The organism is Sporomusa malonica (assembly GCF_900176355.1).
GTDB lineage: Bacteria > Bacillota > Negativicutes > Sporomusales > Sporomusaceae > Sporomusa > Sporomusa malonica.
In genome coordinates this window covers 319,745-346,328 of the sequence record NZ_FWXI01000003.1, presented here as the reverse complement: position 1 = coordinate 346,328, position 26,584 = coordinate 319,745, and the positions used below count along the sequence as shown (strand labels likewise).

General features: G+C 45.2%; 20 protein-coding genes, 4 tRNA genes and 1 riboswitch. Of the genes, 16 read left to right on the top strand and 8 right to left on the bottom strand.

What is annotated here, in order from left to right; genetic code table 11:
- Positions 1–59 precede the first annotated feature (59 nt).
- The 9 genes from B9A22_RS05270 (at position 60) to B9A22_RS05225 (ending at position 6,700) form a co-directional block, all read left to right on the top strand.
- Positions 60–135: transfer RNA gene (locus B9A22_RS05270), tRNA-Asn, on the top strand.
- Between the two features lie 310 nt (positions 136–445).
- Positions 446–521: transfer RNA gene (locus B9A22_RS05265), tRNA-Met, on the top strand.
- Between the two features lie 8 nt (positions 522–529).
- Positions 530–605, top strand: a tRNA-His gene (locus B9A22_RS05260).
- A 441-nt stretch (positions 606–1,046) separates the two neighbouring features.
- Positions 1,047–1,223, top strand: a riboswitch (Lysine riboswitch).
- 104 nt (positions 1,224–1,327) lie between these two features.
- Positions 1,328–2,587: a diaminopimelate decarboxylase family protein gene (locus B9A22_RS05250; protein WP_084574647.1), complete on the top strand. Its 1,260-nt coding sequence runs from the start codon at positions 1,328–1,330 to the stop codon at positions 2,585–2,587.
- Between the two features lie 162 nt (positions 2,588–2,749).
- Entirely contained in the window at positions 2,750–3,913 is a 1,164-nt protein-coding gene (gene ercA / locus B9A22_RS05245; RefSeq protein ID WP_245823808.1) for an alcohol dehydrogenase-like regulatory protein ErcA, read from the top strand.
- Positions 3,903–4,745 (top strand): sensor histidine kinase, encoded by an 843-nt coding sequence (locus B9A22_RS05240; RefSeq protein ID WP_084574646.1) that lies wholly within the window; start codon positions 3,903–3,905, stop codon positions 4,743–4,745. Before ercA ends, B9A22_RS05240 begins: the two co-directional genes overlap by 11 nt.
- A 110-nt stretch (positions 4,746–4,855) precedes the next feature.
- Complete coding sequence (locus B9A22_RS05235) at positions 4,856–5,026, top strand: aspartyl-phosphate phosphatase Spo0E family protein (protein WP_176215401.1); 171 nt, start codon at positions 4,856–4,858, stop codon at positions 5,024–5,026.
- Between the two features lie 93 nt (positions 5,027–5,119).
- A complete protein-coding gene (locus tag B9A22_RS05230; protein WP_084574644.1) occupies positions 5,120–5,332 on the top strand; it encodes a hypothetical protein in 213 nt (70 codons plus the stop codon).
- A 51-nt stretch (positions 5,333–5,383) separates the two neighbouring features.
- A complete protein-coding gene (locus tag B9A22_RS05225; protein WP_084574643.1) occupies positions 5,384–6,700 on the top strand; it encodes a hexokinase family protein in 1,317 nt (438 codons plus the stop codon).
- 137 nt (positions 6,701–6,837) lie between these two features.
- Here the strand turns inward: B9A22_RS05225 and B9A22_RS05220 are convergent, their stop codons facing one another.
- The gene (locus B9A22_RS05220; RefSeq protein WP_084574642.1) at positions 6,838–8,034 is read right to left on the bottom strand and encodes an alginate lyase family protein; all 1,197 of its coding nucleotides are present in this window, start codon (positions 8,032–8,034) and stop codon (positions 6,838–6,840) included.
- Positions 8,035–8,400: 366 nt separating this feature from the next.
- Between B9A22_RS05220 and B9A22_RS05215 the strand changes: the two genes are divergently transcribed.
- The 3 genes from B9A22_RS05215 to B9A22_RS05205 all read left to right on the top strand — a co-directional run bounded on the left by B9A22_RS05215 (position 8,401) and on the right by B9A22_RS05205 (position 10,358).
- Entirely contained in the window at positions 8,401–9,684 is a 1,284-nt protein-coding gene (locus B9A22_RS05215; protein WP_084574641.1) for an MFS transporter, read from the top strand.
- A gap of 81 nt (positions 9,685–9,765) precedes the next feature.
- Positions 9,766–9,842, top strand: a tRNA-Arg gene (locus tag B9A22_RS05210).
- 276 nt (positions 9,843–10,118) lie between these two features.
- Positions 10,119–10,358: a hypothetical protein gene (locus B9A22_RS05205; RefSeq protein WP_139796172.1), complete on the top strand. Its 240-nt coding sequence runs from the start codon at positions 10,119–10,121 to the stop codon at positions 10,356–10,358.
- Positions 10,359–10,596: 238 nt separating this feature from the next.
- Here the strand turns inward: B9A22_RS05205 and devC are convergent, their stop codons facing one another.
- The 3 genes from devC to B9A22_RS05190 are packed head-to-tail and all read right to left on the bottom strand — an operon-like array spanning position 10,597 to position 13,357.
- The gene (gene devC / locus B9A22_RS05200; RefSeq protein WP_084574639.1) at positions 10,597–12,237 is read right to left on the bottom strand and encodes an ABC transporter permease DevC; all 1,641 of its coding nucleotides are present in this window, start codon (positions 12,235–12,237) and stop codon (positions 10,597–10,599) included.
- Between the two features lie 59 nt (positions 12,238–12,296).
- Positions 12,297–12,647, bottom strand: a complete 351-nt coding sequence (locus tag B9A22_RS05195) for a hypothetical protein (protein ID WP_084574638.1) — start codon at positions 12,645–12,647, stop codon at positions 12,297–12,299.
- An 8-nt stretch (positions 12,648–12,655) separates the two neighbouring features.
- Positions 12,656–13,357: a response regulator transcription factor gene (locus tag B9A22_RS05190; RefSeq protein ID WP_084574637.1), complete on the bottom strand. Its 702-nt coding sequence runs from the start codon at positions 13,355–13,357 to the stop codon at positions 12,656–12,658.
- A 458-nt stretch (positions 13,358–13,815) separates the two neighbouring features.
- Here B9A22_RS05190 and B9A22_RS05185 point away from each other — a divergent pair, with 458 nt between their 5' ends.
- Both B9A22_RS05185 and B9A22_RS05180 read left to right on the top strand, forming a co-directional pair.
- On the top strand, positions 13,816–14,628 hold the full coding sequence (locus B9A22_RS05185; protein WP_245823806.1) for a helix-turn-helix domain-containing protein: 813 nt from the start codon (positions 13,816–13,818) through the stop codon (positions 14,626–14,628).
- A 71-nt stretch (positions 14,629–14,699) separates the two neighbouring features.
- Positions 14,700–15,653: a DMT family transporter gene (locus tag B9A22_RS05180; RefSeq protein ID WP_245823804.1), complete on the top strand. Its 954-nt coding sequence runs from the start codon at positions 14,700–14,702 to the stop codon at positions 15,651–15,653.
- Positions 15,654–16,035: 382 nt separating this feature from the next.
- Here the strand turns inward: B9A22_RS05180 and B9A22_RS05175 are convergent, their stop codons facing one another.
- The 4 genes from B9A22_RS05175 to B9A22_RS05160 all read right to left on the bottom strand — a co-directional run bounded on the left by B9A22_RS05175 (position 16,036) and on the right by B9A22_RS05160 (position 22,382).
- A complete protein-coding gene (locus B9A22_RS05175; protein WP_245823802.1) occupies positions 16,036–17,316 on the bottom strand; it encodes a lipase family protein in 1,281 nt (426 codons plus the stop codon).
- Positions 17,317–17,348: 32 nt separating this feature from the next.
- Positions 17,349–20,453 carry an efflux RND transporter permease subunit gene (locus tag B9A22_RS05170; protein ID WP_084574634.1) on the bottom strand — a complete coding sequence of 1,035 codons (3,105 nt, stop codon included), beginning with the start codon at positions 20,451–20,453 and terminating at the stop codon, positions 17,349–17,351.
- Positions 20,450–21,583: an efflux RND transporter periplasmic adaptor subunit gene (locus tag B9A22_RS05165; protein WP_084574633.1), complete on the bottom strand. Its 1,134-nt coding sequence runs from the start codon at positions 21,581–21,583 to the stop codon at positions 20,450–20,452. Before B9A22_RS05165 ends, B9A22_RS05170 begins: the two co-directional genes overlap by 4 nt.
- 160 nt (positions 21,584–21,743) lie before the next feature.
- Positions 21,744–22,382, bottom strand: a complete 639-nt coding sequence (locus B9A22_RS05160) for a TetR/AcrR family transcriptional regulator (RefSeq protein WP_084574632.1) — start codon at positions 22,380–22,382, stop codon at positions 21,744–21,746.
- Between the two features lie 276 nt (positions 22,383–22,658).
- On the opposite strand from B9A22_RS05160, the gene B9A22_RS05155 reads away from it, so the two are divergent.
- Positions 22,659–24,626 (top strand): methyl-accepting chemotaxis protein, encoded by a 1,968-nt coding sequence (locus B9A22_RS05155; protein ID WP_084574631.1) that lies wholly within the window; start codon positions 22,659–22,661, stop codon positions 24,624–24,626.
- Positions 24,627–24,783: 157 nt separating this feature from the next.
- On the top strand, positions 24,784–26,499 hold the full coding sequence (locus tag B9A22_RS05150) for a glutamine--tRNA ligase/YqeY domain fusion protein (protein WP_084574630.1): 1,716 nt from the start codon (positions 24,784–24,786) through the stop codon (positions 26,497–26,499).
- Positions 26,500–26,584: the final 85 nt, after the last annotated feature.

The following is a 26,584-nucleotide window of genomic DNA, read 5'->3' as shown; positions in this document are numbered from 1 at the left end:
TGCGCAATGCTTTTCTTCTGTGAAGTTTTGAAGGAACAAATATAATTCCTTCAATACATTCCTCGATAGCTCAGTTGGTAGAGCAATCGGCTGTTAACCGATCGGTCGTAGGTTCGAGTCCTACTCGAGGAGCCAATTAATACAATATACGGCTTAGGCCGTTTAGAACATGTCACTGCTAGGCGGAGCGAGGACGTGACCGGAGTCGTACTGGGAAGTACGTCGGAGGGAACGCCCGCAGTGACAACGACGCAGATGGCGTGTTATCAACGGTCGTAGTTCGGCTGTTGACCGATTGGTCGACGGTTCGAGTCCTACTCGAGGAGCCACTTAATATCTGGGGATTGATAATTAGGAAGTTCCGCGCTAACGCTTGGAACTAAGCGACTCACGTATGTTCTCGTGTCGCCTAGCGGCTCGCGACAACATGGTTCGCTGCTTATATCGCGGGATGGAGCAGTTGGTAGCTCGTCGGGCTCATAACCCGAAGGTCGTAGGTTCAAGTCCTGCTCCCGCAACCAATTATATGGTGGCTATGGTGAAGCGGTTAACACGCCGGATTGTGGCTCCGGTATTCGAGGGTTCGAGACCCTCTAGTCACCCCATATGTTTTTTTATAGAATTTTTAGGTGGAAATCTATCTTTGTGAGATGGGTTGCCACCTTTTATCTTTATCGTCTGTGATGTTGCTCACTGCATCTTGGCCGTTATTATTTTATACTACAACTAATAAAGATCAGGGAGTGGGCACTATGAGGCTATGGAAGTGGTTTTGTGAGTTGGGGACAAAGGGACCAGGGCAGGAAGTTTCTTTTTGGCGTGTAAGAGAGAAAGGGAAACTGGAACCTGTGTCAGGTGTTGAGGTCTGTACTCGCTTATGTGGACAGGCCGGTTGTCGTTGTGGGGGCACAATGCGTGGTCTATATTGCGTGTGGTCATATTACCGGGATTAATAGCTTGTCGCCAGACGCATTGATAAGATTTCGCCACTGACATATTGACAGTCCCTAGGGTGTACTGCTATTATAGACGTAATCGAATAATGTTTTTCCGATAGAGGCGCGGCAGACCAAGAGTAAGTATGTAGAGCTGGCAGCGATGACGATACTGAAAGGGGCTGACCGCCGAAGTGAAAGTTTTGGCCCGGAAACTTTTGCTGGTTTTGCATTTAAAAGATGCAAGACTGTCACTTGAATTGTTTCAGGTGGAGCGCTATCTTGCACAGCTGATAAGAGAACTCTTTTGTCTTTTAAAGCAGTTTGCGAGATTTAGCGCAGACTGCTTTTTTACATTTAAATTACTTATTATCGAAGGGTAGGCGAAACAAGTGGCTGAGAAGAAATTACCGTTTACAAAAGAACAACTAACAGAAGTAATCAAGCAGTACCCCACACCGTTTCACATTTATGATGAGAAAGCCATTAGGCAGAATGTCCGAAATCTGACAAAGGCCTTCGCGTGGGCGCCAGAGTTTAAAGAATATTTTGCTGTAAAGGCTACTCCCAATCCTCATATCTTAAAAGTGCTGCGGGAAGAGGGCCTGGGTGCTGACTGCAGTTCCCTGTCTGAACTTATTCTAGCTGAAAAAGCCGGTATGAGTGGCGAAGAAATCATTCTGACTTCGAATGACACCCCAGCGATTGAGTTTAAAAAGGCACGTGAATTAGGTGCAATTATTAACCTTGACGATATTAGTCATATTGACTATCTGGATAAACATGCCGGTCTCCCGGATATGATTTCATTTCGTTATAATCCTGGCCCACTGCGTGAAGGCGGCAACTCGATCATCGGTAATCCAGAAGAATCTAAATACGGTGTGACCCGCAAACAGCTTTTGGATGCATACCGGATTATGAAAGCCAGAGGCGTAAAGCGGTTTGGCCTCCATACTATGGTTATTTCCAACGAACTTGATCCGCAATATTTCATTGAGACGGCCAATATGATGTTTGATCTCATTATTGAAATTCATCGTACCCTTGATATTAAAGTCGAGTTTGTTAACTTCGGCGGTGGTATCGGTATTCCTTACCGCCCTGAGCAAGAGGCGGTCGACCTTACTATTGTCAGCCAAGGAATCAAAAAGGCGTATGAAACAAAGATTGCGGCTAATGGTCTTGCACCGCTGAAAATTGCCATGGAGTGCGGCCGGATGATTACCGGACCTTATGGTTATCTGGTATCGACAGTGCTGCATAAAAAAGAGATCTATAAGAACTACGTTGGTCTTGATGCCTGCATGGCCAACTTAATGCGTCCGGCGTTATATGGCGCGTACCACCATATTACAGTACTGGGTAAAGAAGAATGGCCGCTCGGCTACATCTATGATGTTACTGGGTCGCTGTGCGAAAACAACGATAAATTTGCCGTTAACCGCAAATTGCCGATGATTGATATTGGTGATGTGTTGGTTATTCATGATGCAGGAGCGCACGGTCATGCTATGGGCTTTAATTATAATGGCAAATTGCGTTCTGCTGAATTAATGCTCAAACCGGACGGCAGTGTTGAGACTATTCGCCGGGCTGAGACGATTGAAGATTATTTTGCCACGTTAGATTTCTCTGGACTAGAAAAATAAGATTTAACATAGAAAATTCACTTGGATTATTGCCAGGTGAATTTTTTCTTATCCTCCTCTGCAGCGTAAGCTTTCGTGAAAAATATAACTGGCAGAGGTTGTCTACCAATTGTAGGAATTTTTTGATAAAATGAAGTAAGAGAGCTATTGGGGGGGATAAGTGTGACATTATCAATCCTGGAGTTGCGTAAATTTGTTGTACCAGAGTTTATTTTTGGGATGGGTGCAATGGCACTTGCTGGGCAGTATGCAGAAAACTTTGGCGCCAGAAAAGTAATGATCGTGACTGACCCCAGGATTATTGAGTGTGGTTGGCTGGACCCTGTGGTGAGCAGCCTTGAAAAGCACTCTTTGCCTTATGTTGTTTTTCAAGATGTGCATGTTAACCCCCGTGATTATGATGTAATGGCCGGAGCCCTCATGTATAGAGACTGTGGCTGCAACCTACTATTGGCGGTTGGCGGCGGCAGCCCGATTGATTGTGCCAAAGGGATCGGGATTGTATCGTCGAATCAGCGTCATATTAATGAGTTTGAAGGTGTTGATCAGGTATTCAGCCCTATGCCGCCGTTGATTTGCATTCCGACTACTTCCGGCAGCGCTGCCGATGTTTCACAGTTTGCGATTATTGCTGACAGTACGAGGAAAACCAAAATAGCTATTGTCAGCAAGGCTTTAGTTCCGGATGTTGCACTCATTGATCCGGCAACACTTACGACCATGCCCTCGTATCTTACCGCCTGTACCGGGATTGATGCCTTGTCCCATGCGATTGAAGCTTTTGCTTCAACAGCTAGTTCTCCCATAACTGACTTACATGCTTTAAAGGCTGTAGATTTGCTCATCAATTATTTGCCACTAGCGTTGCAGTATCCGGAAAACACTGAGTATCGCAGTTATACCATGTTAGGCAGCTTATCGGCGGGAATGGCCTTTTCTAATGCGATTCTGGGGGCAGTTCATGCCATGGCTCATAGTCTTGGCGGGATGTTTGATCTATCGCATGGCGAGTGTAACGCCATTCTATTAAAACATGTTATGGCCTTCAATTTCCCCGTTTTCCGGGAAGGCTACGAAAAAATCGGCGGAGCAATGGGCCTTAAACTTGACGGCTTAACAGAGTACGAGCGGGAATCACTTATTTTATCTTCAATAGACCTTTTTCGAGAAAACCTAGGAGTTACCCGGACATTAAAACATATTGGTGTTACTGAAGCAGACATTCCGCTTTTAGCCCAAGGAGCCTATCAGGACCCATGTCTGGCTACCAATCCGCGTAAGGCTACGATCAAGGATATTGAGGAGATATTTCGCCATGCATTATGACGCTGCTGCTGAAGAATTACGGGGAAAGCTCATTGGGCTTGGCGAGAAATCCATTCGTAAGAGCTATTATCCTGAATTACAGCGCCGGATGGATGAGTTGGAACGATTAAATGCGGAGCTTGAACAGCGCGTGGCAGACCGCACTGCCCAACTGGCGGCTGCCAATAAGGAACTGGAAGCTTTTTGCTACTCAGTATCGCATGATTTGCGAGCACCTCTCAGAAGTATTGACGGATTTAGTTTAGCCGTTTTAGAAGATTATGGACAGTTGCTTGATGAGGAAGGCCTTGGCTATCTGAATAGAGTGCGGTTAGCAAGCCAACGTATGGCTGAACTTATTGACGGTTTACTCAATTTATCACGCCTCACGCGCGGCGATATGATTAAACAGGAAGTAGATTTTAGTGCAATAGCGGGGATTGTAGCTGAAGAACTTAAACACAGATTTCCTGATCGGACTGTAATGGTTATTATTAAACCAGATATGAAGGCGTATGGCGATGTTGGGCTGCTGCGCACACTTCTTGAAAATCTGCTTGGCAACGCTTTTAAATTTACTGCCAAATGTGCTAATGCCGTTATTGAGGTTGGCAGCACTCTGGATAGGGAATCAGGACAATCTGTGCTATACGTACGGGATAACGGGGCAGGCTTTGATATGACCTATGCGGATAAGCTATTTGGGGCATTTCAGCGATTACATACTGTGCACGAATTTCCCGGAAATGGAATCGGTTTAGCGACTGTACAGCGTATCATTAACCGTCATGGAGGGAAGATATGGGCTGACGGCACAGTCAATCAGGGTGCGACTTTTTTCTTCAGTATTTAAAAGAAAAAAATATTAAAACAACAAATTTCTACTTCCAAAATTAGGTAATGTAGTTTATAATGTTAATTGTTGTTGAGATACGTATTTTTTCTAAATGGAGGGCGCACCTGTTGTCACAAAATATCGAAGCACTTAATATCCTAGATATAATTGAGTATTTACGGAAAAAGCTGCATTTGCTTGTTGCGTCTTACGGTTTGTCTGATCCTCAAGTTCTGGAAGCCAGCCAGTTATTGGACAGCGAAATTAGCAAATACTACCGTCAGAACCGAAACAGTTAGTCTGTTTTTATTCAATAGTTAGCGTTGTTCAGTAGTCTGGTTCTTCCATTAAGACATATAATAGGGTAGGAGTGAGTGGAAGAAGGGGTTTGTATGAGTTGGGCTAGCCTTATTGGAATGGCGGTTGTGGGGTTTATTATTACTGACCAGTTTTATACTGCTGTTAATGTACGTATGATCTTCATTGCGGCTATTATTTTGTGTATGGTATGGCCAGACTTTAAGCGGTTTTTAACACGCCAATATGTACGTCTGGTGCGGGCTGTTAGGTATATTTTTACGCCAAACAAATATTATAACAAATAGCCTCCAGCTACTGGAGGTTTTATTTACTATTAATCTCGGAGGTAGATTGCCTTGAAAAAATTGCCTGCCGTTCTAGCAAAGATTGAAGAAGAATTAGCTATATCAGTCGATTATATGCGTGACATTGCCGCCCGCTTTCAGGAGGCTATGAATGATGGCCTGGCAGGCAAGCAAAGCTCCCTGAAGATGCTGCCTGCCTTTATCGGTAGCCCTACAGGCCAAGAGCAGGGAAAAGTAGTTGCCATCGACTTTGGCGGCACTAACGTACGTGTGTTATTAGTCGAGCTGGCCGGTCAAGGCCAGGCTAGCATTATTGAAAAACGGTCTGTTCCTCTTAAAGACAAGTACGGAAACTATGACTATACTTGTGCGACAGCTTTAGGTGCCGAATTGTTTGATTTCATCGCCGGAAAAATTTCTGAAATTGTACCGCCTGGCAGTATTTATCCTTTAGGTCATACTTTTTCCTTTCCATGCCGGCAGTACGGCGTCAACGAAGCGGTATTAATCAGTTGGACTAAGGAAATCAAAACTGCTGGGGTTGAAGGTCAGAATGTCGGCCAATTACTACAGAGTGCGCTGGATCGTAAAGGCGTCGGTTATGTTAAATCGCTAGCCGTCATTAATGATACCACTGGTACATTATTAGCAGCTGCTTATACTGACACAGCCACCACGATCGGAGCGATTTGTGGCACCGGTCACAATAGCTGCTATCTTGAACCATGTCATCCGCTGACCAAGCAGCCTATGATTGTTAATATGGAATCTGGTAATTTTGACGGGGTATGCCAGACAACTTATGATATGCTCTTAGATCAGGCCAGTGAGAAACCTGGTGCTCAGCGGCTTGAAAAGATGGCCTCCGGTCAGTACTTGGGCGAACTGATAAGGTTAATTGTGGGCAGGCTTGTAACTGATGGACATATTAGCCAAGGTTCAGACAGGCTGCAGGTTCCATATTCATTTACTACTGCGGATATTTCACCAATTCTTGCTGATGAATCACCTGAATTGGGTGCTGTCGCCAGCCTGGCAGTTACGCGTTGGGGGATAAGCGGGTTAGCTCTTTGTCAACTTGCGGCAGTTAAGAAAGTGGCACAGCTAGTTACTATACGATCAGCTCATTTAGCGGCTGCTACGTGGGCGGGGGTGCTATTTAAGATTGATCCTGAACTGAATCGCAAGCACACTATTGCTGTTGACGGCTCGTTGTACGAGAAGCTACCCGAGTATGCAAACACTCTGGCTAAGGCTATGGCTGAAATACTTGGTGATAAGGCTAAGCAGGTAACGATAAGGCTTAGTAAAGACGGCTCCGGGATTGGTGCTGCCATTGCTGCCGCTACTGTATATAATAGGAAGTAAAAATAGTCGATAAAGAAAACACGACTTGCGCCGAGCCTTTGGCGAAAGCGGAAGCCGATGTTGCCCTTATCCAGGAGAAAGTTATACTTTCTATCAGGATAAAAAAGGCTGGCCATGATGGTCAGCCTTTTTAGCGACTATTTAAGTTCGTTTTTTATCAGGACAGGTATAGGTACAGCAGGAGAAGCGGATGATGGTTCTGGGATAACCGTTAAGGGCAGGCCGTACAAGAGTGCCCGGTAGCTTAGACGGTCTACTTTACCAGCAGGGTTAGTATAGATGCTGGTTAAATATTTGGCGAATAAGGGATCCTTGTACCAGGCGTAAGCCATTTCGTAAAGGTCGGTTGCTAAGGCTTTGGTAGGTTGGCCCGCGGGTGTAGCTAGTGTGAGCGGTGCTGCAAACATGGTTCGCAATTTTTGGTCAGTCGTCAAATCGTAGCCGAACTGGGGCGCAATTTCAGCGACTGATGAGAGTGCTGACAGAGCAGAGTTGTGGTGCTCAAGCGAGCCGTCTGCCCATAGTCCGGTGGCAGACACGCCTTTGGCGATTTGTTCCTTAAGACCAAGCGGTCCTTCGATCGCTGCCTTAACCCAGACCGGATTATTGGTGGCAAAACCTAAAAGTGTGCTGCCTGCGCTTTCCCAGATGCGATTAACACTGCGGTCGGCGGTTTGCTTTGCTTGAAGCATTGTGTATAGTGGTGTGATGAGTTCATTTTCAATTGTTTGCTGTTCATCAATTGTCAGAGCAGGATAGATTAGGTTATAGCCCCAGGCAATATTGGTGGCAAACTGGGCTTCATCCAGTACTTGCCAAAATATATGACCATGATCATTACTGATGTTGGGATTTTTATATTCAGCCCAGTTTTTCGCGTACTGGAGTAGAATATCACGGCCGGCAGCGGCGTATTTATTGTCGCCAGTTAGCGCATATGCCAGCCCTAGATCTTTGGTTGCACGGCCATTTCTCATATGTACATAAAAACGTTGAGCAGCGTCGAGCTTTTCGCTGGAATATTGCTTATTGTCTTTCGGACAGCGGTGTACAGCTGCTTTTTCATCATAGCTTAATGGTATACCATGGTCTGGGCAAACATAATCTTGCGCCAAGCCGCCGTATACATTGGAAACTTTGACCGGTTGAGCGGCTATCCGGTCAGCTTGTCGCGTTAGCATAAGCAGCGATTTTTTTGCGTCAAGGTCTATTTGAACTTTTGCCTTAACTGCATCCAGTTGCTCAACTGCCAAAAATGGAACATAGGCTTGACCAGCTAACGGCAAACTGACAAAAGTCAGATAGCATAAGACAAAAATAATGAAACGAAACATGGCAAACCTCCTCGATCAGTTCTATATATTGTATATTTCTCAAAATCAGGGGAAAATCCTGCCGAAATATTAAAGAATGCAAATGAATCTAATTATACAGATGTATTCAGATAGAATACAATATTAACCACGTTTCGTGAATTTTTATTACAAATAATGTTGACTGGGATTTTTATACAGTTTATAATTAATTAAATGTAATTTTATGTATACAGAGCACGTTTTTAGTGAATTGGATTCTGATTGCAAGGGGCGGATTAAGAGTTTTAAGTCGGTTTCAGGATTATTTTGCAATATCTATTTGTTTTTTTGTTTAGGCCTCATAAGAGCGTTAAAAAGTAAATAATCATAAGATGGAGTGATAATATGCGCAATTTTCGTTGGTGGCTAGCTGTCCTCATGTTTCTTGTCGGTTTTATTTCTTATATGGATCGCGTAAATCTTTCTGTAGCTACACCTGATATTATGAAAGAGTTTGGCTTTAACAAAATGGATATGGGTTATTTACAAACAATGTTCTTTTTGGGGTATGCCCTTATGCAGATACCGGGCGGGATCATGAGCGAATACTTTGGTCATCGCCGGGTGGTTACAATTGCTGTAACCTGGTGGTCGGCATTTACAGCGCTTACAGCCGCTAGTTCCAGTTTCACAACGTTTGCCATAGTCCGCGGCTTGTTTGGCCTGGGAGAGGGCCCGGTATTTCCGGCGTTCAATAATTTTATCTATCGTTGGTTTAATAAAAATGAAAAAGCTACTGCAGCATCCTTTATGCTTGGCGGTGCTTTTGTCGGTCCGGTATTTGGGCCTGGGATAACGGTTGCGCTTATGCTGGCTTTTGGCTGGCGGTCAGTATTTGTTGTCTTTGGTGTAGCTGGTTTGGTATTGGCTGCTCTATGGTATTTCTTTGCCGCAGAATCACCACGGAATAGTAAGTATGTTACTGCGAGTGAGCTTGCTCATATTGAAAGCGGGCGGTGTGAGAGCGAGGAAAAGAAGGAGATTGCTCCTTGGCGGGACTTTATGTCATCTCCACAATTTTGGGCGATTGGTATCCAATACTTTATCACCGACTATATTATGTACGTATTTTTGGCTTGGCTGCCATTATATTTAATGGAAGCACAAAAGTTCTCATTGGCTAAAATGGGTATTGCAGCTTCGTTTCCTTGGGCGCTCTTGTGTGTCCTAACCTTTACCGCCGGCTTTATAAGTGACAAGATGATTGCGGCTGGGGTGTCTAAACATAATGCGCGTACTTGGTTTGGCTCCATTGGCTTAGTCGTCTGCTGTGTAACCTTGTATCTGGGCGCAATTGCCAAAGATCCGTGGATGAATGTTATGTGGCTTACTCTTTCGCTTGGGTCACTTGGTTTTACCTTTAGCGCCTCTTGGGCAGCCTGTATTGATATTGGAGGTAAGTTTGCCGGTTCGGTGTCAGGCTGGATGAACTTTTGGGGCAATATCGGCGGAGTGTTGGCACCCATTTGCACTGCTTGGATTGCCACAAACTACGGATGGGAGGCAGCTATCGTAACTACTGCCATTTCAGCAGTCATTGGTGTTGTGGCTTGGTTTATGGTTAAGCCTGATGTTCCCATTGAGAGACGCCAAAGCGGTAGTTCGTCTGGTGTCCCTGTAGTAAAGTAAGGTATTAATAAAAAAAATGTTGATGAGTGTTGACATTATTTGATTTGCATAATATAATAGTCAAGTAGCAAGTCAACACATGACTCCGTAGCTCAGCTGGATAGAGCGTTTGACTACGAATCAAAAGGTCGCAGGTTCGAATCCTGCCGGGGTCGCCATTGATATCTCAAAGGTTTTACGATGCTTTCGTAAAGCCTTTTTTATTATTTTCATTGTAGTGGTGTTTCATGGTCGATTGGGGTAGCCGGAAAGGAAGAGTTGAGCCATGAGGCGATTTTTTCCTGGCCGCAGGTGCAGGATTTCTTCATGAAGGCTTTGTTTAGAGCAATGCGTAGGAGAGAAAAGGTCAGTTCGGTCAGGCGCGGTCCGCCGCCGTTTTATTTAATCTGATCGACTATGTGTTGAATATCAATCCCCCTGTGCTTTGTAGTTTAATGCCACCTAAGAGCGGTTGGATATGGTTGACGATGGCCGAGCCGGAAGAAGAGAAATGCATCCGGGAAGTAAACAATTTTGTCGTTTCGGCCTTGGTGCCGGGAAATGGATGCAAAGGCGTGAGTGTTGACGCGGTAGTGGCCACTTTGGACGCTGTACTGGATGTCTTGCCGGATAGCGTGGAGCAACCGCATAAGGAACACATGAATTCAGAAAAGAAATCTAAAGACAAAACTTAATCGAGGACAAGATGTAAAAAATCGTCGGATAGAAACGTTGTGAAAGGCAGAAACTCCGGGGAGTGTGGCGTTCCTATGGGGATATCGAAATGAATTTTAAAAACGGTAATTAAGCTGCACAAAAGGACCGCTCAGGCTTATTTTCGCATACTCATCATTGGAACCTGATTTTGCGGCTAAATAACGGTATCCGGCTACGAAACCGGCTTTTTCCGAGATGTTTCTTTTAACACCGACTTCAGATGCATACGAATACTTGTTGCCGCTGGTAACTGCCGCAGCTATTTCGCCATAATAAGATGTTGGGGTTGTACACGCACATCGTGAGGATCATAAGAAACACGTTTATCACCTTGGTTAGCGGCATCGGCATGGGGATAAACGTAAACGATTCAGCGAGATTATAGAGCCCCAGAGAAATCAGGAATCCGGGGATGAATCCGATGATCGCCAAAATTAAGGACGAACTGAAAACAACCAGCAGCAGATAACGATTTGAATAGCCCATTGCCTTTAAGGTAGCAAACTCCTTCAAGTGATTGGAGATATCTGTAAAGAGAATTTGATATACGATTACCAGCCCAACGACTAATCCCATGATTGTACCAAAGCCGAAAATAAACCCAAGCGGTGCACTGCTCTGCCAATATTGATATTCGAAATTAACAAATTCCTTGTCCGTAAAGACATAAACCTTATCATTAAGAAGGAGACGCAGGTCTTGTTGTAATTGACCAATATTAGCATTTGCTTTTACCCGGATAACGCCGACATCAATCTGAGACGGATGCCGGCTTGGGAAAATCCGAAAAAAATTCTGGTCACTTGTAATTAAATTGCCGTCAGCCGCGAACGATGTTCCGATACGCACTGTACCAATTACCTCCATCTTACGGTCGTTGATTTCTGTCACCACCGGACCTTGCTTCAACAATGCAGCAATATCACCAAACTCCGGCCGGGACGACTCATCAAACACAGCCGTATCCCGTCTTGTCAGCGCGGCTCGGAATTGCTCAATACCTGTGAGGTTTAGGACAGTCTCCGTAGGTTCACTACCCCATACCATAAGGGTGCGATTTACTTTGGTTTCCAGATTATTAAACTGAGCCTCGCCAATATAAACAGGAACAACTGAATCAACATCAGGGCTGGCTAATACCCGTTGAAGTTTCGTTCGGGAAAAAGGTACTGTTGCCGACAACGCTTGACACTGCTTATGGACTAAAAACAGTTCCCCTTGAAACCGTTTGGCGATGATTGTTGAGCTTTCGTTCAGCGAATCCAGAAATCCTAGCTGCATAAACACCAAAACGCAGGCAAACATGACTCCCAGTATGGCAGCCGCAAGCTTGGCCCGCCCGTGAGTCAATTGTCGCCAAGCCAGGTGCGTCGCAAAATAAAACTGTCTAGTTAGCAGCACAGGTTGCTTATCGATTGCCTCCAATGTAAGCTCATCCCTGGTAAAAGCTGAAAAATAATTTATCAAATCCACCATGTGCTTTGATTTCTTTAGAATCAGCTCATAATATTCCTGCTTGTCGCTCTCCGAAAGATCTTTTTGCAGGGTCAACAATTCCACAAAACCGTTAATGGTCGTCAGAGGAGTTTTTAGATCGTGAGCAATCGCCGCAATCATATCGACCTGTTCCCTGTGCGCCTGATGAAGCCTTGCTTGCATTTCGTTAAAATAATGATACAGTTCCCCGATCTCATCCGTCCTTTTCAAATATAAGGAGCTAAATGAATGCCCGATATTTATCCTTTTTAACCGGGTATTCAGTATCTGAATCGGCCTAGTGATGTTGAAATGAAAATACACTGCCAGAACAGCAAAGATGGCAGCGATCAAAATCAGCAGCAACCAAAGGAATAACATGAGTTGCTCTCTTGAATTTTGTTCCCACTGGCGAACCCTTTCAATCTCTAAAAAATACACTAGGTGGGGTGCTGGGATGTTTTTACGGGTAACCAGAAATTCTTTAATGCTTTATCGTCATAATCGTCGTACGGTTTCAAATAGGATAACAGCACCGCAGATGCGTCGTGATTATATAGTTTCAAGGAAATATTTTGAGAGTTGGAAATCTGCCTCAGATAAGCAGCGATTGCTTGCTGATCAGGATATAACGCAGCCACACTATCGGCTATTATTTTATTGTCAGCGACATAATCTTTATAACCTGGAAATAGCTTATCCATGGTGTACACTCTAATAGCCACAAGCAAAAACACCAGTGTTACCAGCATCAATAAAAACAGCAAAGGCAGTTTAATTTTGAGCTTCAATTTTCCAGTTATCCTTCCGTATATTTGTAACCGACACCCCAGATCGTTTTAATCAAATCATACTCCGGGCCGAGCTTTTTGCGGATATTTTTGATATGCACGGTGACGGTGTTTAGTTCATCGTATTCGTCTCTCCAAACATTTTCATAGATTTGTTCCCGGGTTAAGACCATGTTGAAATGTTTCTTCAGAAAAGCCAAAATCAGAAATTCCTTGGTTGACAGATCAAGCTTTTGCCGGTTTAAAAAAGCTTCAAAAGTCTGCTCATTTAAAACCAACGGTGACATAGCTGCCAATCCGTTACTGTCTGCATCCTTCCTGCATTCGTTCCACTCCTCATACAAACGGTCCACCTTTCGGAAATGCGCCTTGATCCGGCTGGTTAACTCTTGAATGCTAAAAGGTTTGGTCATGTAATCATCGGCGCCGATTTCCAGCCCGATAATCTTATCAATGTCCCGGTCCCGCGCGCTCAAGAATAAAATCGGGATATTATAGTCGGTGTGGATGTTGCGGCAAACTTCCAACCCGTCCATTTCCGGCATCATGATATCCAGCACCACAAAATCAACGGGAGTTGCTATAAGTATTGCTAGGGCCTCTTTCCCTGAACAAGCCGTCACGACTTCAAATTGTTCGTATTTTAAACTTTGGGTGATCAATTTGATAATGTCCGGATCATCATCAACTACCAAAATAGTTTTTCCCATGAGAAGTTCACCCGCTTTATTGCCTTTTTTCTATTATAACAAGAACATGTAAAGAGAGTATAAATAATTCTAAAAAATCATGAAGGTACATTAATGGTATAATGAAAATGGAACTCCTTTTTTGAGTCTGTCCTAGTCTCTGACCTTTTCTATGACGGGGTTACTTGCTTTAATCATACCCGGAACAGGGGATAATGATCAATACATAAGAAATATGACTAAAGCAAGAACAGACAGCTCGACTTGGAAGGGCTGTCTGTTCCGGAAAAAACAGGTATTTTGTTATATGAATAGAATAAATGACGATATGTAACATTTTTTGGTAATTTGATGGGGATGAGCGAAGTGACGATAAACGTTAAAGTAGCGGTGCAACAAAGCGGTAGATGCTTTAAAAAGAATGCCCCAAAATAGTATCATCACAGCAGACAATAAAATGAAAGGTAAGTGTTTGAACTTTGAATATATCAGACAAGGATTATATGAGCAGTATTGAGAAAGACAGACATATGGAATTTAGCAGAAGCATTATTGAAGGCGTGGAAATCAAGAGGTGTAGAAACAACCCCCATGAATATAAGGCTCATGTTCATAATGAACTTTCATTAGGGTATATCATAGAAGGATCCACTGATTTAACATTGAACGATAGGACTATCCTTTATGGAACAGGTGATGGTGTCATTATTCCACCATTGATGACTCACAGATGTGCACCGAAAGATACCAATCACTGGGCATATGTTATGTTATTTGTTGATCCCGGTTACTATGGCGATTTAGTAAGCTTTAATCAAGCAAAAAAGTTAACAGGTAATCAGGTTCAGAAATTAATAGGCTTTATTGAACAGCTGCTAACGGAACAGATTCCAGACACATTGGAAAATATACTTATTGAATTATTGATAGAGTTTGGAGAAAAAGATATTCCGGAAACTACTACAACAAATACAATAGATATTGTCAAAACGATCCATGAATATATATTAAATCACGTGAATGACGTTATAACATTGGATAAACTTCAGCAAATAACCGGACTAAATAAGTTTACAATAATAAGGAATTTTAAGAAATTATATGTCACTACACCTGCTGCATACCATTTACAATATCGAGTAGCTGAAGCAAAAAGGCTATTAAGTAAAGGTGTAGACGTGTTTGAAATTTGTGAGGAATTAAGATTTTATGACCAAGCTCATTTAATTCGAGAATTTAAAAAAATGTATGGTATTACACCAGTAACATATTTAGAGCAATTAAAAGGATAGTGTCAATTTTATACAATACAGCTCCTTATTATTTAGCTAATCTAAACTTAGCAAGGATAAGGAGTGTGTCTATGAATAGAATTAAATTAGCACTTGTTATGATCATATGGGGGAGTCTGGGGGTATTTACAAGTTCCATTCCATTGTCCGCATTAAGCTTGGCTTTTCTGAGGGCATTAATTGCACTGCCGGTTCTTTTTGTTGTAATGAAAATGAAAAAAACAGATAAGGTGGAATTGTCGCTTTTAAAACCCTATCTTATTTCAGGTGTATTACTGGGTTTTGGCTGGTTAACCTTGTTCTATGGATTTAAGCATACCAGTATTTCATCTGCTGTTGTGATCTACAACATGTGCCCGGTTTATGTAATGATATTTGCACCATTGGTATTAAAAGAGACTATCTCAAAGATTCAAATTGCAGTGATTTTCGCCTCGTTTCTAGGTCTCTTTCTGATTGTAGGTCATAACTTACTTGAAGGTTACGGGTACATGGGGATGGCACTCAGTGCTATTTCAGGGATGATGTATGCAACCATTGTTCTTATTAACCGCAGCATTAAAGTCAGGGTGGATAATCAAACTGCTACATTTGTGCAAATATTTACAGCGATGATTGTTTTACTGCCATTTGTATTGATTGATGGAAATATTTTAACGGTTGTAGACTTGGATGCTATGGCAGTTATTTATACCATTCTATTGGGTATATTACACACTGGTGTGGCCTATACCATGTTCTTTTCCCTCTATACACATATGAAATCTGTTGAAATAGTGTCCTACAGTTATTTAGAGCCTTTATTTGGTATTCTATTCAGTGTGATCTTTGTCGGAGAGACATTAACACTCCCTCAGATTATTGGCGGGATTTTAATATTGGGTTCAACCTATATCGGGGAAATGCTTAAGGATAGAAAATCTAAAGAAAAAGATTCTATTCAGAATGTAAGCGTCAACGCGCAAAATCCAGCATTATCAACTATTAATGGTGTTTTGAAAACGAAAAATGATGGCGAAATTTGACTACGAATCAAAAGGTCGCAGGTTCGAATCCTGCCGGGGTCGCCATATAAGCAGAGAGGCCAAGAAGACGAGCCGAAAGGCGAAGTCTGATTGGTGCGAATTGCTTAGTTCCAAGCAATAGCGCGGAACATCATATAATATTTTAAAAAGAGTTTTACGAGGTTTTCGTAAAGCTCTTTTTGTGTTTTTTATAGCAATTTGACAACAACTGTGACAACAACGCAGCCGAATTGCTTTTTATAAGTTTTTTAAGGAAGAATTGAGCTATGAGGCGATTTTTTTCCTTTCCGCCTGTCGGATATCCTGTGGGTGTAGACATTAAGCAAGAGGATCGTAAGCATGTTAGAGTGTAGCCGGCGGTTCCACGAAATGATTAAGAAGGTCAAATTGTTTTTGCAAACTGATCAATCAAGTGAGCATGCATTCCTTTAAAAGTATGAATGAAGGCTTCCAGGGGAGTCAGGTTATAGGTTGCGGTCGAAAAAGTGGCGGTGGTGACGGCGGTACCACTTGTGACATCATAGACAGTTTGAGTTAATGTGATGTAGTAAATATTCTTTTCTTGTTTGACACGCAGGGCACTTACGTCGGAGACAATGGCCCACCGGCAGCCGGAGGCGCTGGCTGTCTTCCGCCAGTCAGCCTGATCATCAGCTGTGACATAGTCCGGTAATGTCTGCTGGTATTCATCCTGCAATGCTTCCTGCATGTATGAAAATTCTTCCGTCAATCCAGCAGGAAGGTTATTGCCGAGCGGGGCGATATAGACGCGCCCGTGATTTATTTGTTTGTCAGCGGACGGGATAGGTAGTTGCACTCCGGCCGCAACAGCCAGGCGGCGTTTGTCATAATAGTTTTTTATTGCAGAATCTATGTAGCCGATCAATTGATGAGCATCGTCCACTGTATCAGGCGGGCGCCATTTAATTTCCTGGCCAAACTGCCGGTAGCCGCCGAGCAGAGTTTGCAGGGCGCCGGTTACCACGTCGCCGGAATTGACGACCCGTGTCAGATGGAGGCTTGGGCCGAACTTTGCGGCAAACGCAGCATTGCCTACGGCGGGTGCGCCGAAAGTAATGACTTCTAACTGCTCCGGGTTGATGCCCACGCTAAGCAGTCTGGCTCCGGCCAAGGTGGCGGCTGCGCCGCCGAGACTATGGCCGGTTAAGTACAATTTGCGGGTTTGGTTAGATAGGAGCAAGTCAGGAAGCGAGAGACTAACCTGCCGGGGATTGCGTAAGACGGCTGACAGGCCGGCTTGTACAAATTGATTAAATCCTCTGTGAACCTTAGGTTCGGTACCAGGAACATCTTTTTTAGCGGCATTGACTGCGCATTCTTCCTCATTGCTGCCGGCGAAATATACTTTATCAAACTTGAGATCGGTTTCAATATCCCTATCGTTTTCCGTGCCGACAATGGCTGCAAGATAGTAGGGGACACCTTCTTTGTGAGCAATCAGGTAGCGGGCGCCGGTATGGCCCTGGGACTGAACGTAATGATCAATTTGCCAGCCGTCCTGTTCCAGATAGCGATTGGCCAGCTCGCCGATCCGGCCGCTGTAGGCTGCCGCGCTGGCAGCCGCGGTAAGGTAGAGGGTATAGGCGTCTTCATAATCTTCTTTCGCCCCGGCATAGCCTGTGACCGGAAGGTATGCCAGCATACACGTGACAAGGCATAGCAGCAAGAAGCGTTTCAATTCATATCACCCTGTATTTCACCATTGCCGCCGATGGTTTCATATTGTTCATAAGATGGTCGGGCCTTATACCAGGCAGCATACATGGTCGGTAAAATGATAAGTGTCAAAATGGTAGCGACAAAGAGCCCGCCGGCGATAGCGACAGCCATCGGTCCCCAGAAAATACTGGAAACCAAAGGCAGCATGCCCAGAATTGCCGCAGCGGCCGTGAGCATGATGGGGCGAAAGCGGCTAACGGTCGCATTAATGATCGCATCCCACAACGGTTCGCCGGCGTCGACATGCCGGTCAATCTGATCAATAAGAATAACCGAATTTCTGATGATAATTCCGGCAAGTGCCAGAATACCTAATTGTACGACAAACCCCATAGGACGTCCGGTTACCAGCAGCACCGTGCTGACGCCGATCATTCCCAGTGGTGCCGTTAGCAGCGTCATGAGCATCTTGGGGATGTTGTGCAGTTGAAACATGAGCAGGGTAATGATGATAATCACCATCGCTGGTACGGGCTGGAGCAGCCAGAGTATGGATTTTTCACTTGACTCCGTGGAACCGCCGATTTTAATACTGTAGCCTGCTGGCAGTGAGGCGCGGAGTTCTTTTAGGTTTTCATAAGCGCCACTCGTCGCATCGTCCCCCAATACGCCTTCCGCGGTATTGGCCCGGACCGTAATCGTTGGTGTTAGATTACGCCGCCAAATCATACCTTCTTCGGCATCATAGCGGATTTTGGCGATTTGATCCAAAGGAACAAATCGGCCGCCGCCAATGTGAATATTGAGATCTTTAAGGCGGGAAAGATCCTTGCGGCTGTCTGAATCGACGCGAAAAACAATGCCGACTGTTTTATCCTTTTCACGGAATTCTCCAACCTCCGTTCCAGATAACAAAGATTGCAGGCTAGCCGCCAATGTCTGACTATCGAGGCCCAGCGCACGGGTTTTGGCCTGATCAATGTCCAGATGCAGGACTTTGTTTTTTTCATTCCAGTCCAGGCTGATATCGGTAAGGTGGGGATCGGCGGACAGGATGTCCCGCGCTTGTCCGGCGATGTCCCGGACTTTGTCATGATCAGCACCGCTGACCCTGAGCATAACCGGATAAGGGTCGGACGTGCCGGTTTGGATGACCTTGGTGTGGCCGCGCACGTTGGTAAATTCAGTGGCAAACAGCCTTTGGACTTTTTTCTGCAGTTCTATGCGAGCTTGTAAATCTTTCGCTACAAAAATAAACTGGGCGAAATTTGAATTCTCTATAGGCGGGTCTGCGGTCAGAACGAAGCGAGGCGCTCCCCCTCCTAGATAATACGTATAGTTGATAACGGTATTATCCTGTGCGAACTGGCTTGCAAATTTTTCGGCTTCCCGGTCGGTTGCCTGCAGGGAGGCTCCTTCCGGCAGTTGCATTTCCACGATGAGTTCGGGACGGGTCGAGGCTGGGAAAAATTCCTGCTTGAGCAGTCCCAGTAGGAAAAGTGAGCCGGCAAAGCAGAGGACGGTACCTACCAGCACCTGTCGGCGATGGGTCAGGCACCAGGTCAGCAAGCGCTTAAACAGGCGATAAAATGGTTTATTGTAAGCATCATGCTCAGCTATGTTGTCGGCGGGAGCGATTTTCAGCAAATGATACCCGAACAAGGGGGCTGCCATCACGGAGATTACCCAGGAAATCAGGAGGGCAATGGTGATGACGGAGAAAATGCTGCCGACAAATTCGGAGGCACTTCCCTTGGAAAAACCGACCGGAATAAAACCGGCGCAAGTGATGAGTGTGCCGGTCAGCATGGGAAAGGCGGTAGTGGTATAGGCGTGGCAAGCGGCGTCAAAACGGCTCCAACCTTGCTCCAATTTTACGATCATCATTTCAATGGCAATAATGGCGTCGTCCACCAACAGGCCCAAAGCGATGATAAGAGCCCCTAAGGAAACTTTGTGCAGGGCAATTCCCAGCATGTGCATGGTAATGAACACGCCGGCAATTACCAGCGGGATGCAGAGCGCCACCACGACACCTGAATGAAGGCCCAGACTGGCAAAACTGACTAAGAGGACAATGGCTACCGCTTCCGCCAGCGTTATGACGAATTCGTTAATGGATTCTTTTACCACGGTGGGCTGATTGGTAACTGTAGAGAGCTCCAGCCCAAGCGGCAGTTCCTGCTTGATCTGCGCCACAGTTTGTTCCAGGGATTTGCCCAAGGCGAGAATATTGCCACCTTTTTCCATTGAAAGCGCCAGCCCGATTGCCGGCTGACCGTTGTAAACCATTTTCGGCTCCGGCGGATCGACGTAACTGCGTTCAATTTTGGCGATATCGCCGAGGTGGAAGGTGCGGCCGCCGGAGCGCATCGGGAGATTTTTCAGGTCATTGATATTTTCGAACATGCCGGATACACGCAGATAGATATTATCCGAGGCTGTATCGATCATGCCGGACGCCGTCATGGCATTTTGCGCCTGTACGGCACCGGTAATGTCTGACGGGGCAAGACCCAGCTGCGCCAATTTGGCGGATTCGATTTCAATATAAATTTTCTCCGCCTGTACGCCAACCAAATCGACTTTCTTAACGCTGGGAACAGCCAGCAGCAGGCGGCGGATATTTTCCGCCCGTTCCCGCAAATCTTCATAGCTGTAGCCATCGCCGGTCAGGGCATAGATGCAGCCAAATACATCGTCAAACCGGTCGTTGAAATAGGGACCGTCTACGCCTTGCGGCAAGGTGGCTTTGATGTCATTGACCATATAGCGCACTTCCAGCCAGGTTGGATGCACCTTGTCTGCAACAACAACGTCCTCTTTCAATGATACGTAAATGATGGATTGCCCGGGAACAGAATAGCTTTTCAGATAATCAAGCCCCGGCGTATCCTGTAATTTTTTTTCAATTTTGTCGGTTACCTGTTCTTCTACCTGGCGGGCCGTCGCACCAGGCCAGTTTACCGATACGACCATCTGACGGATCGTAAAGTCAGGGTCTTCCATCCGGCCGAGATTCTGATAGGAAATAAGTCCACCCAGGAAAATGACGGTAATGAAATAGTAGATCAGTTGTTTGTGTTTGAGGCTCCATTCTGTTAAATTAAATGTTTTCACTGCCTGTCACCCTCCGATACCCGGACCTTCTGTCCTTCGCGGAGTTTGTGTACGCCGGCCGTAACCATGATTTCACCCGGACGGAGGCCGCTCACCTGCACCAGGTTATTACCGAGGCCGCCGATTTGAACAGGACGCAAATGGGCGGTGTTATCGGTCACCACCCAAACGCCGGGAGTATCATTGGTCTGATAGATGGCCGATAACGGAATGGAAATAAGGTTGGTATTTTGATCGCCGGCGCTGCTCACAGTTACGGCAGCTGTCATGCCGAGCTTGATTTCCGGCGGTGGATTCAGTAAACCGATGCGCACCTGGTAGGTGCGGGTGGTCGGAGCGGCCATGGGTGCGATTTCCCGCACTTTGCCGGTGATTTTTACATCAGGGAGAGCCCAAAAGGATATAGTGAGTTGTGCTGCTTTGCGTAATTCTTCGATGCGGTTTTCCGGCACACTGATTTCCACTTCGCGTTCGCCGCTTTGGACAATGGTTAATATCGTTTGACCGGCGCTGACTACCTGCCCGGCCTCCGCGCTGATGCTGGAAATCACACCTGATTTATCTGCATAGAGCAGGCTGTAGTCCAATTGGTTGGAACTTTGCCCATATTGGGCCGATGATTGCTGTACGGCAGCCTGGGCCACTTCATAAGCATTTTCGTATTGATCCAGCTGGGCCCGGCTGATGGCGCTCTGAGCGAATAATTGGCGGTAGCGCTGCAGGTTGCTTTCCGCCAGCTTCAGCTGTGATTCGGCGGAGTGGACCTGAGCCGAACTGCTGTTAACCGTCTGCTGCAGATCTTTTGGATCAATTTGGAGCAATACATCGCCGGCATTGACGACACTGCCGAGCTGCACATTGCGTTTAATGATTTTACCGGTCACCTGAAAGGCAAGCTGGCTTTCGTAGCGGCCGCGCACTTCCCCGGCATATGTATAGTTCTTTAATCCCCCGGCAGCGCCGACTACGGCAGTACGTACCAGGGGGATGGTTTCAACTGTGGCGGCGGGTTGGCTGTGAGCTTTCCAGAAAAGAATACCGGCAATGCATAAGGCGGCTGCCGCCAAAACATAAGATAATTTCTTTTTGGAGATTGTTTTTAAGTAATCGAATAGCATAACTGTTTGCATGATTGATTTTACTCCTTTACTAGTTTACTCACTTCTTCCCATGACAATGGTTAGCTTAGCCTTGATCTGGAGCGGGCAATTAATTGAATTAAGTTCAATTAATTGCCCGGAAAAACCGCTCATCCCAATAGCTGTTTGGATGGCGGAATTTTTTCCTGGATTATGTTTTAACTTGCCCGGTTAGTCTGATATGAATTGTTTTTTCCTGTGCGCCCAGCGCTTTTTCGATAAGCGCTTCTGCCATTCTCAGGCGAAAAAACAAGATGTCGGCAGATGTTTTTTCATAGAGTGCTTCACTTAAAAAATCCATGATCATCAGGATGTAATCCACAGCAGTCGGAGGATGAGATACGCAAAAATCCTGATTCCTAGTTCCTTCTTCGATGATATTCAATAACCAGGGTGAGAGCGAGACAGCAAGTTGACGAAACAATTTGTCTTTAATATGCAGGTTCTGGGTATCATATAGCATATTGAGCAGCAATCCGTCTTTATAACTGGTTTTACGCAGCACGGCAGCTACCAGTAAAGCCATTTTTTCAGGCGGGGGCGTGTTATTATTTAAACAAGTTATCTCTTTAATTTCCGAAATAAGGGCAGAGGCGTGGCGATCAAGCAGGGTTTCTAATAACTCTTCTTTTGACTTAAAGTAGTAATACAGCATTCCCTGGGCAACGCCCATTTTCTTAGCGATATCTTTGATGGTTGTTCCCTGGTAACTTTTGGTGAAAAATAGCTGATCGGCAGCATCTAAAATTTCAGTGATGCGAATTTGAGGATCTTGCGGAGTTCTGGCCATAGTGCACCTCAATAAATTGAATTATGTTCAAATTATAAACCTTGTTGAAAAATAATGTCAAGGATAATTTTTCATTTAAAAAGGCCGCCCTCATTAGGAACGTGTGATGGCTAATTAAAGACCTAGTCGAGCGATTCAGAATAACACTTCAACAAACTACAAAATCCTACACAAACATTGTATTAATTTAGGGGAAATGTCGATTGCTGAAAATATTTGCAACGGTTATAATTATTAGTAGATTACTGTAATAAAGGTTTATGGAGGTAATAAGCTTTGTTTGTCACCAATAGTTTAAAAACTAGATTAATCGTGCTGCTTGTGTTATTTGCATTGGTTCCCGCCTGTGTCAGCGGTGTTATCGGGGGCTATATAAATTCCAATTCGGTTAGAGAAGCGACCATCCAGTCAAACCTTAATACTGCGAATCAGATTGGCAATGAAATTTCGCGGATGATAGACGATGCGCGTATTATGAATGAGACCATGGCGGCAACACCGACAGCGAAATCAATGGATGCTGCAGCTATTAAAGAAATGATTGTAGCTGTTAAGCAAAAGAGCCCAATTTTCGAACTTGTTTTTGTTATGGACACGTCAGGCATGCAAATTGCCAGAACCTCGGGTAATTTGGCTAATCGCGCGGACAGGCCTTATTTTAAAGAAGCTATGAAGGACAGTACATTTTTTACAGAGTCATACATTTCAACATTTACCAATGCGCCCTGTATAACGATTGCGTCTCCGATTAAAAATAGTGCAGGCCAAATTGTCGGTGTACTGGCTGCTGACGTTAGTCTGAAGGCTATCTGGGGAATTGTTGATGATGTACATATTGGACAGACCGGTTATGTTGATATTGTAGATAATAAAGGAACGGTAATTGCGCATCCTGACAAAGAGCGTGTACTCAAAAAAGAGTCATTTACTACATATGACTATATTACAAAGGTCATTGATGGTCAGCATGGTTCGGTAGAAGCCGTTTCAACCCATGGTGAAAAATCGCTTGTTTCCTATTCGCCAATTCCAGGAAATAATTGGGGCGTTATTGTCTATGAGCCATTAAACGAAGTAATGGCGGCTGTTATGTACTCAGCGTTCGCGACTGGGATTGTGACGCTGCTCGCTGTTTTGATTGCGCTTATCAGCGCATACTATGTAGCGCGTAATACTGTAAGACCGCTTGAAAAACTGGCAAATGCTGCTGATCAAGTGGCAAACGGCGATTTGGCTCACACCATCGACGTGCATGGTGTAGCCGAAATAAATCAGCTCACCGATGCGTTTAATACAATGATAAGCTCACTCCGGAGCCTGGTGGCCAAAACTTCGGCTACTGCCGAGACGGTTGCTGCATCGTCGGAAGAACTGGCAGCGTCGTCTGGTGAAGTCGGCAAGGCGGCCGAAGAGGTAGCAATTACGATTCAAAGTGTGGCTGAAGGCGCTAACAGCCAAGTCAATCTGGCAGATAATTCAGCACAGGTGATCCGCGATATGGTGGAGTCCATTGGCAATACCAGCCGGGCTGCCCATTCGGTGGCTGCCGCTTCCGAGCAAAGTGAACGGGCTGCTGAAACCGGATCAAATCAGATTGGTATGGCAGTTACTAAAATGAACCAAATCCAGGCGGACGTAAATCAGGCAACCAAAATGATTCATGCGCTTGGTGATAAGTCCCGTCAAATTGGACAAATCGTTGATGTGATTACTGGGATTGCCGGACAAACAAACCTGTTGGCTCTCAACGCGGCGATTGAAGCAGCGCGGGCAGGCGAGCAGGGCCGCGGTTTTGCGGTAGTTGCTGATGAGGTTCGCAAACTGGCTGAACAGTCAGAATCGGCAGCACGGGAGATTGCCGGAATCATTCAAGCAATTCAGGCTGAAACTGTGGAAACAGTTAATGCCATTGATAAAGGTGGCCGGGAAGTAGCCGCTGGCGTACAGGTAGTGGAAAACTCCGGTGCTGCCTTCAAAGAAATCTATGCAGCTATAAAAAATGTGCGCAGTGAGGTAACTCGGATTGTGGCACTGACAGAAGAGCAAGAGCGGCATAGTGGGCAGGTAGAACAGGCTGTTCACAGTATCGCTGACGCGGCTCGGCTCAACGCAGCCAGCTCTGAACAAGTGGCTGCAGCTAGCCAGGAACAAAATGCCAGTGTCCAGGAAATTACTGCAGCTTCGTCAAGTTTGGCCCAAATGGCTGCTGAATTGCAGCAGGCAGTGTTGAAATTTAAAATTTAAATAGCCGACTTACACGCAAAATCCCTAACTATTTGTTTAGTTAGGGATTTTTTTGTAAAAAACTATTATTAAACCCGCTTACTCGCTTTTGGAAAGAGCAGTAATGTTGTATAATGTAAGGATATAAAGTGGACACATACCCTAAGGAGGATTCGCAATGACTAACGAAACTGCACATGTGGATAAAGAACCTGCCGCCAATCCTGCCATTCCTGCTAATTTCATTGAAGTCATTATCAATGAAGATATAAAGACTGGGAAATATGGCAACCGGGTGCACACACGGTTCCCGCCAGAGCCGAACGGTTACCTACATATCGGGCATGCCAAATCAATTTGCTTAAATTTTGGACTGGCTCTTAAGTATGGGGGCAAATGTAACTTACGCTTTGACGATACGAATCCGACTAAAGAAGATGTTGAGTATGTAGATTCTATTCAGGAAGATGTAAAGTGGTTGGGGTTTGACTGGGATGACCGTAAGTATTATGCTTCCGATTACTTTGAAAAAATATATGAATATACTGTTGAACTCATTAAAAAGGGTAAAGCCTATGTTTGCGACTTGTCTGCCGAGGAAACACGGCAATATCGCGGAACGCTGACTGAACCTGGCAAAGAAAGTCCCTATCGCAGCCGCACAGTGGAAGAGAACCTTGACCTGTTTGAAAAAATGCGGGCCGGAGAATTCGCAGAAGGCAGCCGGGTGTTACGCGCAAAAATAGACATGGCTTCCCCTAACCTTAATATGCGTGACCCTGTTTTGTACCGCATTATCCGCACTACCCATCACCGTACTGGGGACGCATGGTGCATCTACCCCATGTACGATTATGCCCATCCTATCTCGGATTCGATCGAAGGGGTAACCCACTCGATCTGCACACTTGAATTTGAGGATCACCGGCCATTATATGACTGGACACTTGAGGCATTAGGCATTTATCAATGTCAGCAAATTGAGTTTGCCAGGCTGAATCTGACAAATACAATTATGAGCAAGCGTTACCTGCGCCGGTTGGTTGAAGAGGGCTATGTCAGCAGTTGGGACGATCCACGGATGCCGACAATATCAGGTCTTAGACGGCGGGGTTTTACGCCTGAATCTCTCCGTGACTTTTGTGACCGGATCGGTGTTGCCAAAAGCAACAGTACTGTTGATGTTGCTCTCTTAGAGCACTGCATTAGAGAAGACCTTAATACCAAAGCGCCTAGAGTTATGGCAGTACTTAAACCGCTCAAATTGATTATTGATAACTATCCGGCAGGACAAGTGGAAGAGCTTGTGGCTGAAAACAATCCAGAGAACCCGGATATGGGGTCACGGACAATTCCGTTTTCCCGGGAAATATATATTGAGCAGGATGATTTCATGGAGAATCCGCCCAAGAAATACTTCCGCCTGGCACCTGGCACTGAGGTTCGTCTTAAACAAGCCTACATTATTAAATGTGAGCAGGTAGTGAAAGACGAGCAGACTGGTGAAATAGTGGAGGTACATTGCTCCTATGACCCTGATACCAAGAGTGGCAGCGGGACTGCCAATCGCAAGGTTAAGGGTGTGTTGCATTGGGTATCGGCCGCTCATGCGGTAAAAGCCGTGGTACGCCTGTATGATTATCTGCTGCTCAATCAAGAGGTAGAAGAGGGCGAGGCTGCTAAGGATTTTGTTGATACGCTAAACCCTAATTCCTTGGAAGTACTGGCTGATTGCCTGGTTGAGCCCAGCATAAAAACAGCTCAAGTGGGAAGTCGTTTTCAGTTCATGCGGCACGGTTATTTCTCGCTTGACCGCGATTCCACTGCAGATATGCCGGCGTTTAACCGTATCGTATCCTTGAAGGATTCGTGGGCTAAGCTTGAGAAGAAATAGCGGCACTAAAAGACTTTTGCCTGGCAGGGATGCCGGCAAAAGTCTTTCTGATACCACTATGGGTATCTGTGCTGCATTTGAGAAG